12 protein-coding genes are annotated in these 14,290 nt (G+C 64.1%); 5 read left to right on the top strand and 7 right to left on the bottom strand.

What is annotated here, in order from left to right; genetic code table 11:
• Positions 1–117 precede the first annotated feature (117 nt).
• On the top strand, positions 118–1,242 hold the full coding sequence (locus BDK88_RS14165; protein ID WP_130500989.1) for a Gfo/Idh/MocA family protein: 1,125 nt from the start codon (positions 118–120) through the stop codon (positions 1,240–1,242).
• 145 nt (positions 1,243–1,387) lie between these two features.
• On the opposite strand, the gene psmB is transcribed toward BDK88_RS14165, so the two are convergent.
• Positions 1,388–2,119 (bottom strand): archaeal proteasome endopeptidase complex subunit beta, encoded by a 732-nt coding sequence (psmB, locus tag BDK88_RS14160; RefSeq protein WP_008010010.1) that lies wholly within the window; start codon positions 2,117–2,119, stop codon positions 1,388–1,390.
• A 160-nt stretch (positions 2,120–2,279) separates the two neighbouring features.
• The gene (locus tag BDK88_RS21255) at positions 2,280–2,450 is read right to left on the bottom strand and encodes a hypothetical protein (RefSeq protein ID WP_165396972.1); all 171 of its coding nucleotides are present in this window, start codon (positions 2,448–2,450) and stop codon (positions 2,280–2,282) included.
• Positions 2,451–2,758: 308 nt separating this feature from the next.
• Here BDK88_RS21255 and BDK88_RS14155 point away from each other — a divergent pair, with 308 nt between their 5' ends.
• From BDK88_RS14155 to BDK88_RS14145, 3 genes are all read left to right on the top strand, one after another.
• Entirely contained in the window at positions 2,759–3,112 is a 354-nt protein-coding gene (locus tag BDK88_RS14155) for a DUF555 domain-containing protein (RefSeq protein WP_008010006.1), read from the top strand.
• Positions 3,113–3,179: 67 nt separating this feature from the next.
• Complete coding sequence (locus tag BDK88_RS14150; protein ID WP_008010004.1) at positions 3,180–3,719, top strand: CBS domain-containing protein; 540 nt, start codon at positions 3,180–3,182, stop codon at positions 3,717–3,719.
• Positions 3,720–3,878: 159 nt separating this feature from the next.
• Positions 3,879–4,775 (top strand): universal stress protein, encoded by an 897-nt coding sequence (locus tag BDK88_RS14145; protein ID WP_130500988.1) that lies wholly within the window; start codon positions 3,879–3,881, stop codon positions 4,773–4,775.
• 31 nt (positions 4,776–4,806) lie between these two features.
• Here the strand turns inward: BDK88_RS14145 and BDK88_RS14140 are convergent, their stop codons facing one another.
• Entirely contained in the window at positions 4,807–5,781 is a 975-nt protein-coding gene (locus BDK88_RS14140) for an aldo/keto reductase (protein ID WP_130500987.1), read from the bottom strand.
• 289 nt (positions 5,782–6,070) lie between these two features.
• Positions 6,071–7,912, bottom strand: coding sequence for a formate/nitrite transporter family protein (locus tag BDK88_RS14135; RefSeq protein WP_130500986.1), 1,842 nt, complete (start codon positions 7,910–7,912; stop codon positions 6,071–6,073).
• A gap of 207 nt (positions 7,913–8,119) precedes the next feature.
• On the opposite strand from BDK88_RS14135, the gene BDK88_RS14130 reads away from it, so the two are divergent.
• Entirely contained in the window at positions 8,120–8,542 is a 423-nt protein-coding gene (locus BDK88_RS14130) for an SRPBCC family protein (protein WP_130500985.1), read from the top strand.
• Between the two features lie 307 nt (positions 8,543–8,849).
• Here BDK88_RS14130 and BDK88_RS14125 read toward each other — a convergent pair whose 3' ends face one another.
• From BDK88_RS14125 to cobN, 3 genes are read right to left on the bottom strand one after another with little or no spacing between them, the layout of a single operon-like run.
• Entirely contained in the window at positions 8,850–9,641 is a 792-nt protein-coding gene (locus BDK88_RS14125; RefSeq protein ID WP_130500984.1) for a cobalt-precorrin-7 (C(5))-methyltransferase, read from the bottom strand.
• Positions 9,638–10,387 (bottom strand): precorrin-8X methylmutase, encoded by a 750-nt coding sequence (locus BDK88_RS14120; RefSeq protein ID WP_130500983.1) that lies wholly within the window; start codon positions 10,385–10,387, stop codon positions 9,638–9,640. Before BDK88_RS14120 ends, BDK88_RS14125 begins: the two co-directional genes overlap by 4 nt.
• Positions 10,380–14,270 carry a cobaltochelatase subunit CobN gene (gene cobN, locus BDK88_RS14115; protein WP_130500982.1) on the bottom strand — a complete coding sequence of 1,297 codons (3,891 nt, stop codon included), beginning with the start codon at positions 14,268–14,270 and terminating at the stop codon, positions 10,380–10,382. Before cobN ends, BDK88_RS14120 begins: the two co-directional genes overlap by 8 nt.
• Between the last annotated feature and the right edge of the window lie 20 nt (positions 14,271–14,290).

The following is a 14,290-nucleotide window of genomic DNA, read 5'->3' as shown; positions in this document are numbered from 1 at the left end:
TTATTTCGGTCGCCAACTGCCACTCCCTATGGAACGGGATCGATCACAACTGACAGCGAAATCGATGGTTTCTCATGACACGTTTTGCTTCGCTGTGGCGACCGCGGAGGGGTGGCGATGATCGGTGCCGACATCGGTGTCGGTATCGTCGGCCTCGGCGGGATGGGGACGCTCCACGCACAAAGCGTTCGCGAACTCGGTGCGGAAGTCGTCGCCGGCGTCGATCTCGTCCCGGAGCAACGCGAGCGGTTTGCTGCCGAGTTCGACGCACGGACCTACGAGACACACGAGGAACTCGTCGCCGACGAGGGAGTCGACGCGGTCATCGTGACGACGCCCAACCGCTTTCACGAACCGATCGCCGTCGCAGCCCTCGAGGCGGGACTGGACGTCCTCGTGGAGAAACCGCTTGCTCACTCCTTAGAGAGTGCCGAACGGATCGCCGAGGCGGCGGCTCGATCGGCGGGCGTCTGTATGGTCGGCTTCCACAACCGCCACGCCGCGTCGATGGCGATGTTCGAGGAACAACGGGCCCGCGACCGCTTTGGCGAGATCACCCACGTCGAAGCCAACTATGTCCGCCGGCGTGGTGTCCCCGGCCCCGGCTCGTGGTTTACCGATCCCGAACTCGCCGGCGGCGGTGCCTTGGTCGACATCGGCGTTCACGCCCTCGATCTCGCGCTCTACGCGCTCGATTTCCCTGAGATCGTCGAAGTCAGCGGTGTCACGCGGACCACGTTCGGCACGCGCGAGGAAGTCGCAGATCCCGAGGGCTTCGGTGACAACTGGGATGCCGACGCCGAACGCTACGAGGTCGACGACTCCGTCAGTGCCTTCATCCGCTGTGCCGGCGGGAAGACCATCTCACTCGAGGCCGCGTGGGCGACCAACCGCGAGGAGAGCATGGACTTCCACGTCCGCGGCACGAAGGCGGGTGCCCAGTTCGACATCGGCGACACGGAGCTGCGGATTCTCGAGGCCGGCACGGTCGGCCGCGACCACTACGCCGATGTCAACATGAGCGCCGACGACACGCTGACCGGCTACGCAGAACAGGACGAGGCGTTCCTCGAGACCGTCGCGACCGGCGTCCCACCGGAGACCAATACGATCGACGAAGCGCTGACAGTCCAGCGCGTTATCGACGCTATCTATCGCTCGAGCGAGGCCGAGCGGTCGGTGACGCTCGCCGACGCCCATGTCAGCGAGACGCAACTCGAGGAAGCGACGCGGCTCGATTAAGACTCGTTCTCGCGGTACCGTTTCGGCAGATCGATTTCCCAGCAAGGGCTATCGGATGCAATCCAACCCGAGACGACCCGAACTGATCGAAGAGAGCGGTCGCTGGCCGTCGGTTAAAACCGGAAAACCGCCCGTGTCAGCCGGGTTACAGCACTTCGTCGAAGTCGTGGTGGCCGTGGATGTCGACGCCCTCGTCGGTGATCTCACAGAGGAACACGCCGTTGCCGGAGCCGGTGTCGCGCTCGACGGCGGATTTGATGCCGCGGGCGGCGACCGTTTTGGCTTCCTCGTTGGACATGTCGTCCTCGTAGGCCTGCTCTAAGTGCCCGTAGGCCAGTTGCATCCCGCTGCCGGTGACGGTGTAGTCGTCTTCCATGACACCGCCTGCGGGGTCGATGCTGTAGACGTGACTGCCTTCGTCGTCGACACCGCCCAGAATCGGGTGGATGGCGAAGAACGGGCCACCGCGGGCGAAGTTCCCTGCAAGGGTCGCGAGCGCGTCGATGCTCATCCCCTCGCCGCGTCGTGCCTCGTAGAGGTTGACCTCGGCGCGGAGACTCGAGATGAACGACTGTGCGCCGCCGACGCTGCCGACGAGGGTGAGTGCGCCGGTCGGGTGGATCTGTTCGACCTTCTGGACGTTCTTGTTCGAGACGAACCGGCCGCCGAGGCTGGCGCGCATGTCCGTCGCGATGACGACGCCGTCGGCAGTCGAGATGCCGATCGTCGTCGTGCCGGTCTTGTTGACGTTGTCCAGATCGGCCTGCGTCAGGTCGTTCTGGGGCAGGGATCCGAGCTCCGGCTCGTAGGGGTTCGGATCGTCGGCCAACTGGTCGACCGTCCGGGAGAAATCGGAGTCGTGTGTGGGCGTACGCATTACCCGAAGCGTACGCCGGGGCGGTATAAAACACCGGCGGTCACCACTGTCGTTTCCGCTTCCGGCCGCCGAAGAGACCGACCGCTCGAGCGCCGAGTCAACGTGTGGTTGGGGGCCGATGGCTCGTCGGGCAGCGAGTCCGAAAATCAGTCAGCCTCGATTAGCGCTGCGTGGCCTCGTACGCATCCTCGACGGTGGCGAGAACGCGGTGGATCGGCAGGCTGAACCCAGCCTGCTGGGCGGCGATCGCAAGCGGCATCGCCGCGATGCCGATCACGATACAGAGCTGGTACAGTGCGAACAGCGTCGCGTGGTACACGCGGGATATCATCAGCGTTCAGTCGTGGCTCAGACGGAGACTGTATATAAGTATTATTGAAGGATAGAATTCATAATCATCATTAACTATTGATTGGGTCGACGCCTGCTTGCGATTCAACTACGGTTGCGGTGGGCACAACTCGAGTCACACTCGCGTCGATGTACGGGTATGTCGACGGGAATTGATCCGGGGATTTCTCGTAACTTATGGGAATCATCCGGCTGACGTGCGCACCTCCGAATTAGTGGCGCGCGTCTCGAGGGGAGACAGCGCCGACGAACCGCAAGACAGGAAACCCCCCGGACCGACTACGCTGTATGGGCAACTATCTCGTCGCGATGGAAGCGGCATGGCTCGTTCGTGACGTCGAGGAGATCGACGACGCGATCGGCGTCGCCGTCAGCGAAGCCGGGAAGCGACTCAACAGCGAAGACATGGACTACGTCGAAGTCGAGGTCGGTGCGACGGGCTGTCCGGCCTGTGGCGAGCCGTTCGACTCCGCCTTTATCGCAGCCGACACCGCGCTCGTCGGGCTCGCACTCGAGATGGAGGTTTTCAACGCCGACAGTGAGGAACACGCCTCACGGATCGCGAAAAGCGAGGTCGGTGGCGCGCTGCGGGACGTTCCGCTGTCGGTCGTCGAGGTCGTCGAAGTCCCCGACGACGAGTAAGACGCAACTCGGTGTCGGCAACTGAACCACCCAAAACCCTTTCTATAACTACGGGTTATTGGCCGGTATGGAGCTTCCGACGCCTGCGGACCTCAGACAACGCCGTACCGAACTCGGACTCACTCAGAGCGAACTCGCGGAGACTGCCGACGTCTCCCAGCCGCTGATCGCCCGGATCGAAGGCGGCGACGTCGATCCGCGTCTCTCGACGCTTCGGCGGATCGTCAACGCCTTGGAGAAGGCCGAAAGCGACGTTATCCGCGCCGAAGACCTGATGAACGAGGCCGTCGTCAACGTCGCCCCCGACGACCCCGTCAGCGAGGCCGCTCGGAAGATGGAAGACGAAGCCTACTCTCAGCTTGCGGTCATTCAAGACGGGATTCCGGTCGGCTCGATCAGTCAGACCGATCTCGTCCACCTCGATTCAGAGGCTCGTGACGAGCCGGTCGAAGACCACATGAGCGAGAGTTTCCCCACCGTCTCGAAAGACGCCACCCTCGATGAGATCAGCAACTTACTCGAGCACTACAAGGCCGTGATGATCACCGAAGCCGGCGAAACCGTCGGTATCATCACCGAAGCCGACATCGCTGCGCGGCTGTCCTGATCCACCCAGTCGTCGACGCTCGTCTCGGCTACCACTGTTGTCTGGCACGCCATGATGGTCGTCTTTCTCATCGCTGGGCTTTGAGACATACTTGCAGCAATCGGGAACGGCGAACCGCCTTTATGCGGTTGCGAAGCGAACCGTGAGTACGTTCGTTCCATGTACGATACAATTCTCGTTCCAACTGATGGGAGCGACCACGCCGCTCGAGCGGCCGAGCATGCGCTGACACTCGCAGAGTGGTTCGACGCCACGGTTCATGCGATCAGCGTCGTCGACACGAACGCCGCGAGCGGGATGCTCAGTTCCGGCAGCATCCGTCGAGAGTTCATGAGCCAACTCGAGGACGGTGCCGAACGCGCCGTCGAGACGATCGAGACGATGGCCGACGACTCGAGCGCGGTTCAGACGGCGGTTCTCCGGGGCAAGCCGAAAAAGAAGATCCTCGCGTACGCGACTGATATCGATGCCGAACTGATCGTGATGGGGACCCACGGCCGAAGCGGTGTGAGCCGCTTCGTAGCCGGTAGCGTCACCGAACACGTCGTTCGTCGCGCGGAGATTCCCGTCCTGACTGTTCAAGCGAACGAGCGAACAGAATCGGCCGACGGCTACGACGAGATCCTCGTGCCGACCGATGGCAGCGACGCCGCAGGGGCCGCAGTCGACCACGGCCTCGAGGTCGCACGCGCTGCGGATGCGCGCGTCCACGCCGTTACTGTCCTCGACACCGGTGACATGGCTGCCAGTCCCACGCTCAGGCCACCGACAGAGGTAATGAAACAACTCGAGACCGAGCGCCAGAACGCGACGGACGAGATCGCAGCGCGGGCTCGAGAGGATGGGCTGGCGGCCACATCTGCCGTTCTCGAAGGACAGCCCGAACTCGAACTGCTCGAATACATCGACGACCACGAGATCGATCTGGTCGTGATGGGGACCCACGGTCGAAGCGGTATCGACCGGCTGTTACTCGGGAGTACGACCGAGCGGCTGCTCAGACACGCGTCGGCTCCAATTCTCGCGGTCACCCCGTCCGAAGAGGACGACGACTAGGGACGCTCCCGGATGCGGCTCCCACGCCGAGTTAGCTGTGACCGGACACCGGCACCGGCTCGTAGGGCTCCTCGAGATACGCCATGTCCGACGCCGACAGGTCGATCTCGAGAGCTTCGACGGCCTGCTCTAAGTGTTCGACGCTGGTCGTGCCGACGATCGGCGCGTCGACCCAGTCTTTGTGGAGCAACCATGCGAGAGCGAGCTGAGCCATCGTCACGCCCTTCTCGGCGGCCAGTTCGGTGACTCGCTCGTTGATCTCCGGCCCACCGCCGTCGCGATAGGGGTGGTCGTACAGATGCTCCTCGGTCTCGCCGCGGGTCGTCGCGTCGACCGCTTCGTGGGGTCGCGTGAGATAGCCACGGGCCAGTGGCGACCACGGAATGACGCCGACGTTCTCTTTCGCACAGAGTGGCAGCATCTCGCGTTCTTCCTCGCGGTAGACGAGGTTGTAGTGGTTCTGCATCGTGACGAACCGCTCGAGGCCCAGCCGGTCGCTCGTGTGCAACGCGTCGGCGAACTGGTGGGCCCACATCGAGGAGGCCCCGATATAACGGACGTGGCCGCGGCGAACGGCGTCGTCGAGTGCCCGCAGCGTCGTCTCGATCGGCGTCTCGTCGTCCCAGCGGTGGATCTGGTAGAGGTCGATCGTCTCCATCCCCAGTCGCTCGCGGCTGGCCGCGAGTTCCTGTTCGATCGCCTTCCGAGAGAGGCCACCCGAGTTCGGGCCGTCCTCGCGCATCTGGAAGTACCCCTTCGTGGCGACGACCGACTCCTCGCGGTAGCCCTCGAGAGCGTCGCCCAGGATCCGCTCTGACTCACCGTTCGAGTACATGTTCGCGGTATCGAAGAAGTTGATTCCCAGGTCGATCGCCCGGTCGATAATTTCCGTGCTCTTTTCCTCCTCTAAGACCCACTCGCGCCAGTCGCTCGAGCCGAAGCTCATACAGCCCAGACAGATGCGACTGACTTCCATCCCGGTCGAGCCGAGGGTCGTATACTCCATATCGGTCGTATGCGGACGGCCGAAAAAACAGTACGTGGTGTGGCAATCGACAGCAGCTATCGACTCCCCCGTCATTTTTTAGTTGGGCGGAATCGTACGATCGTGTGCCTCTGGCGGACGAACACGACAATCGGGAGACGAAACGTACCGATGACAATGGGATCGTCTCGCGAATCAAGAACGTGTTCACCCGCACCTGATCGCGACGGCATCGGGAGATCGGTCACCAACGCCCGGATGCCGTGCCCGTTTTTTGAACGCGAAAGCGGTGATGAGACGTCTGACTACGCTACCAGTGACCGAACAGCCGTTGGAACACGGTGCGGCCGCCCGGTCGCTCGGCGAGCAGCACTGAGCTCTCAACCTCGTTGACGACGTCCATGTGCAGCGAGTCGGTCATCAGCCGCGAGATCACGCCCTCCTCGGTCGCGCCGATGAGGATGAGTGAGTGATCCTCTGCCTGTCGACAGATTGCCCGTTCGACGTTGCCGGAATCGTCGACGACGAGGTCGGCGTCCTCGAGGTCGCGTTCTGTGGCCCACTCGGTGAGGAACTGTTCGCCGCGCTCGCGGTCGTCCGGGCTGGCGACGACGTGCTGGAGCGTGATCTCCGCGTCGGCGTGGTCGCGAAGCGTCCGCGCGACCTCGGCACTCAGATCCGAATCTGGACCGCCAGCGGTCGGGAGGAGGACACGCGAGGTGTCCAGATCCCGATCCTTGAGGATGAGGAAGTCACTGGGGAGGTTGCTGGTTAGTTCGTCGATCCGGCCTTCGGCACGACCCTCGCCCCACGGGCGGTCGTCACCCCAGCCGAGGACCACGAGGTCGGCGCGTTCGCGTTCCGCGGTGTGGAGGATGTCCTCGAACGAGCGGTGGGAGACGACGGTCGACGTCTCGTAGTCGACGTCGTAGGATCGCGCCCGCTGTCGGACGGTTTCCATTCGCTGTTCGGATTCGGAGACGATCCGGTCGGTCTGTCCAGCCCCGTAGCGCATCGAGGCGCGACCCGGCATCTGAACGATGTGGACGGCGTGAACCGTCGCGTTCTCGTGGCTACTGGCAAGGGTACAGGCGAGGTCGACGATCGTCGACTCGGTTCGCGGATTCGCGATCGGGACGACCACGCGATAGTCACCGTTGCCGGTCCCGTGGGTTTCGGCAGTGTCGATCAACGGGACGTACGACCGGCCCGCGCGGCTTCCGAGCAGCCACTCCCGGATCGAGAGCTGGCGATCGGCACCCTCAAACCGGGCTGACTCGAGACGGCGTTCGCTAGTCTGGAAGTAGTTGACGACGGTGACCAGCACGATGCCGCCGATGGTGTTGCCGAGCAAGACCGGGAGGACGAACTCGGTCACGCCGACGACGAGGGCGAGTTCGCCGGCCAGCACCATATAGACCATCTCGGTAAAGGAGACGACGACGTGAAACAGGTTGCCAAGCGGGATCGCGAGGAAGGCCATGTAGACGACGACAAGCCGTGAGATGGTGTCCTGAGAGGCATAGACGATCCAGACGACGCCGGCGACGATCAGGCCCGCGAACGCCGCCTTGGTGAACAGCGACCACCACGGCGTCGCGACGCCCTTCTCGGCCAGTTCCATCGCCGCGGTGGCCGCCGGCTCATCGAAGACGCCGCCCCACGACAGTGCGACCGCGCCGAGGGCACCGCCCGCGAAGTTGCCCGCGAGGACGATCGACCAGTGGCGCAGCAATGCGGGAATGCTCGCGAGCCGTTCTAACGTCAGCGCGACCGGCGGCAGCGTGTTCTCGGTGTAGAGCTGGTAGCCGCCGATGATGATGTAGATAAAGCCGAGCGGATACAGCAGTTTGCTCAAGATCGGATGCCCGTTGGTCGACGCCGTCAGCGATGCATACAGTAAGAACGTAATCGTGATCGCAAAGCCCGCGGCGAGGGCGCTGAAGAACAGTTCGCGACTTCCCGATGTGATCTCCTCGTCTGCTGCGGCGACGATCCGCTGGAAGATCTCGTCGGACGAAAAGCGATCGCGGACAACCGCACCGACCGCCGGTGCACCACTTCTGGAGCGTTCGACTGCTTCACGGACCTGCTCGTGCTCGGGAGGGTCGCGATCGGGTCGCATCTGATCGGGAGGGTCCGAATTACTCATTAGTAGCTACGCACCCCTAGAGGAACTAAGTGTTTAACATCACCTATCCTAACAGGTCCACGATGGCGACGAAGCTGCCGTCCTCCTTACAGACGGTCTGCTGTCAGTCAGTGCCGGCCGACCGTGACCGTCCTGCGAGTGTACTGGTAACGGGTGATAGTCTCGATCGGAGCAATCCACATAGGGACGGGCCACGTAGAAGCGTCTATGACTCGAGTTCGGACCACGCGAACGCCGGACGGCCGACGGCTCGAGGTCTCGCACGTTCTATCCGTCCCCGCAGCGGACGCGTGGGATGCCCTCATCGATACGACGACGTGGCCAGATTGGTCACCGATCGTTCACGGCGTCGAGTCGACCGACCGGCGAATCCAAACAGGAACGACCGGCCGGGTCAGGCTGCCCGGCGTCTGGGTCCCCTTCGAGATTACCGGCTGTACGGAGCGACGATGGACTTGGCGCGTCACCGGGATTCCGGCCGCCGGCCACCGCGTCGACGAACTCAGTGACGAGCGCTGCCGGGTCGCATTCGAACTCCCCCTCCATCAGGCAGGGTACACGCCGGTCAGCCTCCGAGCCTTGGAGAACCTCGAGGCGTTGCTCGAGGACGAAGCCGCGGCTGTGCAATAGGCGTGTGTCTCTGACTAGCGTCTCAGTATCGGGTAGCGACCGGAATAGCAACCGCTCGTGGGTGTTGGAAAGACGGGGTAGGTCAGCAGGTGAACGCACGTGGAAACCACGGGCGCTGAAAGGTAACTGTCTGACCGTGCCGTCTACCCGCACCTCTCTTGGGCCATCATAAAACACCTCCGATACACTGGGGCGGTGAGTGTCGGGTCCGTCGCGTACGTTCGCGCTGCGATCCCTGTGGGATCTGTCCCGCTTTTCGTCGACCACCGGAGAAAACTGCTGATACGACCCGCTCCGACAGCGGCGACTACACCGGCTGTCGAACCGCGAGCACGACCAGATCGGAAAACGGCGTATCGTCTTTGCCGCTCCCGCCAGCGTGTTCCGACAGCTCGCCGAGCGTAAACCGGTGGATCTCCTCCTCGTCGTGAGTCAGCTTCTCGAGTACCAGCGCCTCGAGATCGGGGTCGGCACCCGCCTCGAGTAAGGTGGCGGCGATGTCGCCGGGCATTCGGTCGTAGGGCCGTGGCAGCGTGAGCAGATGCCGCTCGTCGTCCGTGACGGCAGCGACGAGCCGATCCATGTCGGCCTCGAGATCGCCGCTTTTGTGCAGCGTGACGAACTCGGTGTCCTCCATCGGGGTCCGGGCGCGGCTGGCGGCCATCTGGATCGCCGAAATGCCCGGAACCACGCGAACCGGAATATCCGGGTCTTCGTGTTCTACGGCGTCTTGCACTTTGCCGACGAACTGATACCCAGAGTGGTTCGGATCGCCCATCGCGACCGCAGTACCCGACTCGCCGGCGGCGACGCGCTCGCCGAACGCCTCGAGTGCTTCGGCTTCGTCTTTGTACCCGCAGGTTAGCAGGTCGGCGTCGGTTAGGTCTTCGACGAACTCCACGACCGTCGTGAAGCCGACGACGACGTCGGCCTCGCGGATCGCGCGTTCGCCCCGCGGGGTGAGATACTCCTGGTTCCCCGGGCCGACGCCGACGGCGTAGACCGGGTCGTCAGTCTCTTCATCGATATCCGGCTCCGGTGTTGCGGCCGCGAACGTCGCCGGGTCCGGCCCCGAATCGAGGTCGTACTCGTCGCTCATTCGTCCTCCTGCGATGCCCGTTGGGCAGCCGTCAGGTTCAGCTCGAGGTCGTCTGTTCGCACGTCTTTCGCGACGTGGATCAGTTCGTTCGTCAGCGCGGCGGCGAGTCCGCTGCCGCCGCGGCGACCGACGTTCGTAATCGCCGGCACGTCGTATTCCTCGCTGACTTCGCGGATGCGCTGGCGGCTCTCCTCTGCCTTGACGAAGCCGACCGGCGTCGCGACGATGGCGGCCGGTCGGGTTCCGTTCTCGATGCAGTCGGCTAGCGCGAAGGCAGCCGTCGGCGCGTTGCCGATCGTCGCGATCGCGCCGTCGTAGACGCCCTGTTTGTCGAGTTCGAGCACCGACGCGGCGGTCCGGGTCATCCCCGTTTCCTTTGCTAGCTCCGCGCCGTTGCCGATCGCCTTGCGCTTCTCGCAATTGTGGCCGCGGCCGGTGATCCCGGCTTTCGACATCGTGATGTCGGTGACGATGGTCGCCTCCTCGAGCACTGCCTGCGCGCCGGCACGGACCGGGGCGTCTTCGTCGTCGCCGAGGTCGTCACTGCCGGTGAACTCGATCAGATGCTGAAACTCGATGTCGCCCATCGAGTGGACCGACTTCTGTCGAACCCGGTCGGCCAGCGTCTTGTCCGGCACGAACTGCCGGACGATGTCCATGCTCGTCTCTGCAATGTCCATCGCGTTCTGCGTCGTTGCGCCCAGGTCGGCGTACTCCTTCTCGAATTCTTGTTGTCCGTCAGTCATCGTTCGTCACCCCCACTGCCTCGTTGGTCGTCTGTGCCTCGAGATCGCCTTCGACCTCGAGATTGAGATCGCGAAGTCGGTCGATCGTCTCGTCGTCGGCATCCCAGAGGTCGCGCTCGATGGCCTCGAGTAAGGTGTCCGTGATGGACTCGAGCGCCCACGGGTTGACGTCGCGCATCCACTCCTGTCGGTCCTCGTCGAAGGCGAACTTCTCGGCGACCTCCTCCCAGAGGGTGTCCGAGACGACGCCGGTGGTGGCGTCCCAGCCCAGCGTCACGTCGACTGTCGTCGAGAGGTCGCCCGCCCCTTTGTAGCCGTGTTCTTCCATGGACTCGAGCCAGTCAGGGTTGAGCACGCGCGAGCGCATGGCCTTTCGGACCTTCTCCTCGTTGGTGTAGACATCGACGTTGTCCGGGTCCGAGGAGTCCCCGACGTAGGAGGCCGGTTCCTCGCCCGAGATCTCGGAGACAGCGGAGATGAAGCCGCCGTGGAAGGCATACCAGTCCGAGGAGTCGAACTCGTCCTGTTCCATCGTGTCCTCGAGTTTGACGGTGGCGTCGACGCTCGAGAGGCGGCGCTCGAAGGCGTCGTGAGCGTCCGAGACGCGGCCGCGCGAGCCCATCGCGTAGCCGCCCCACTGGACGTAGACGGAAGCGAGGTCGCCGCGGTCGTCCCAGTTGCCCTCGTCGACGGCCTTGTTCGTCCCGGCACCGTAGCCGCCGGGCGTGGTCGTGAAGACGCGGTGTTTAGCCGCTTTGCGGGCTTCTTTCTCGTCGAGGCCGTCCTCGTCCTCGAGTTCGGCTTGCTCTTCCTCGACGTGCTTTTTCACGAAGTTCATCTCGTGAGGCTCGTCGAGGTCGACGACCGCGTCAACGGCGTCGTGGATGACGCCCGCCGCTGCGGGGAACGCGTCGCGGAACAGCCCGGAGACGCGCGTCGTCACGTCGATTCGTGGCCGGTCGAGGTCCTCGAGCGGGATCGGCTCGACGTCGTCGATCCGGCCGGCGTCGGTCCACTGCGGTTCGACGCCCATCATCGCGAGCACCTGGGCGATCGTCTCGCCACGCGTGCGCACGGTCGGAGTTCCCCAGGCGACCACGCCGATCTCCTCGGGATACTCGTCGTTTTCGGCGTGGTGGCGCTCGAGGACGCCTTCGGCGACCTCTTTGCCGACCTGCCAGGCAGCTTTCGCGGGCACCTTGCGCGGGTCGAGCGTGTAGAAATTGCGGGCCGTGGGCAGCAGGTCGACACCACCGCGGGTCGGTGCGCCCGACCCACCCGGCGGCACGTACTCGCCCGAGAGAGCGTCCGCGGTGCGGGGAATCTCGTCTTCGGCACCCTGCACGCGGGGCTGGGCCTCCTCACAGATGTACGCGAGCGCTTCCCGGAGGTCGTCGTGAGCGCCCGGTTTGGCCTTCGCGTCGCCGATCGTCTCGAGGTCGACGATCATGAGGTTGATGTTAACCTCATCGTCCGGCCCGCCCTCGAGTTCGGACACGGGGACGTCGAAGTCGTGTGCGGCCAGCGTCTCGATCAGGTCGACGCTGGTCTCGTAGACGATGTCGGCGGCCTCGGCGTAGGTCATCCCGAGGTCGTCGTCGTAGGTTCCTGGCGAGTCGAGCATCGTCTCGTAGTCGACGCCGAGCGCGCCGGCCACGCTCTCGCGCAGGCTCGGCGCACCGGGGTTCTCGAGACGCGTGAGCGCGACGAGATACTCCACGAGGCGCTCGCCTTCCGGCGGCTCGGACATGGTGTGTAGCCCCAGTCGGATCTGGGTCGTCTTCACGTCGGTGAGGTACTCGTGGACGCGTTCGACGAGGTCGTCGATCGCGAGATCGTCACCTGCGACGTCGCCTTCCGCGAGCGTCGACCCGGCCTCGTCGGGCCCGCGAACGTCTGCCTTTTCGTCGATCGTGCCCGTAATGCCCAGCTCGACTGCGAGATCGAGTTCGTCGACTTTCTCGCGGATCAGCGTCTCGAGGTGCTCGCCATCGTCGGCGCGGGCGTCTTCCATTCCGGCTTCCCGATACTGGTTGGCCAGTTCCTCGAGTTCGGATAGCTCGTCGTACGTGCCAGCGTTGCGCATGACTGGCGTGAGGTAGTCGACGATCGCAGCATACGAGCGGCGTTTGGCCTGGGTCCCCTCGCCGGGGTTGTTGACGATGTACGGGTAGACGTTCGGAATGTCGTCGATCAATTGGTCCGGCGCGCTCTCGCCGTTCAGGCCGACCGTCTTGCCGGGGAGCCACTCGAGGCTGCCGTGGGTCCCAAGGTGGACGACTGCGTCGGTCTCGAACGTGTTTCGCAGCCAGCCGTAGAACGCATAGTAGTCGTGTGGCGGCTGGAGATCCGAATCGTGGTAGACCTTCGAGGAGTCCATTCCGAACCCGCGTGGCGGCTGGACGGTGACGAGCACGTTGCCGAACTCGACGCCGGGGATCGCGAACGGGCGGTCGGGGACCTCGCCCCACTCTTCGATGATGTTCTCCTGGAAGCGCTCGTCGGCGTTGGAGAACCAGTCCGCGTAGGTGTCCGGCGAAACCACGTCGACCGAGAGGTCACGGACGTCTTCCGGTGCAACCCACCGATCCTCGAGCGTGAGCTGGGCGGTCAGTTTCTCGACGAGCGTCTGGCCGTCCTCGGGCATGTCGTCGCCGAGGTCGTAGCCGCGAGCCTCGAGTTCCTCGAGCAGATTGACGGTCGATTCGGGACTGTCGAGACCGAACGCGGTCCCGATTCCGTCATCACTTGGCGGGTAGTTGTGGAGGACGACGGCGACCTGCTTGTCCTCGTTGGGGGTGTGTCGCAGTTCGGCCCAGTTGACCGCCAGCCGCGTCGCGTGGTCGATCCGGTCGTCGATCGGGAAGTGGTGTTTCGGCGCGGAGCCGATACCGGCCTCGTCGTCGGTGCGCTCCTTGCCGGAAATCGGGTGCGTAATCACGTTGCCGTCGAACTCCGGCAGCGCGACCGAGAGGGCGAGTTCGAAGCCCATCACGCCCGTGTCGCTGGATTCGTAGCGCGACCGCGAGCGCATCGTGGTGACCGTCTGCAGGACTGGCACGCCGAGTCGGTCGAGGAAGACGTCCTCTGCAGAACTGCCCTCGTCGTCGGCACTGCGGCCGCGCTCGTCCATCGAGAGAGAGAACATAAACGAGGAGAGCACGGCATCGACGATCGGCTCGCCCGCATCGTCTAGCAGCCAGTTGTCGGTCACCCACTCGGCGTCTTCCTGTTCGTCCGTATCGGTCGCCGGATTACAGAAGATCGGCAGGGCGTTGGCCCCCTGTTCCTCGAGCGCGCGGACCTGCGCGTCGACGTACCGGGTGTTCTCGTGGGTCCAGTGGGACTCGTAGAACCAGACCGCGACCGTCGGCTTGTCCGGGTCGTGGGTCGCGAGTAGGTCCTCGTACTCGATCCCCGGATGGTCGGGGTGATAGACGCCCTCAGTCGGGAGTTCGGCGGGCTCGTCGTAGTCGACGTCTCGGCCCTCGTATTCGGCGGCGAGGAACCGACACAGGTTCGCGACGTTGATCGTCCCGCCTTTCTCGAGGTAGTCGTAGGCCAGCTCGCGGTGCTCGGCCGAGACCGTCGTGTCCTCGACGGCGTAGGCGTCACCGGTCGCTTTGACGATCAGCGGGACGCCCGCCTCTTCGAGCGCGCCCGTCGCGTAGTCGTAGCCCGGCATGCTGTCTTCGGCCCCATGCAGCCAGAAAATCGCTGCCGCGGCGTCGCGCAATTCCTCGACGAACTCCTCGACGTCGGCTTCCTCGTCGAGGTCGCTCTCCGAGCGGACGACCAGCTCGATCCCCTCGAGGCGCTCGGCGGCCTGTCCGATCGAGCCGAGTTCGTTTTCCGTCGCAGTATAGATCCCGATCCGTGTCATCGTACTTTTAAACCTCTATT

Origin of the sequence: Natrinema hispanicum (assembly GCF_004217335.1) — an archaeon.
Classification (GTDB): domain Archaea; phylum Halobacteriota; class Halobacteria; order Halobacteriales; family Natrialbaceae; genus Natrinema; species Natrinema hispanicum.
The sequence above is the reverse complement of the archived record's forward strand: the minus strand, read 5'-3'. Positions and strand labels throughout refer to the sequence as shown.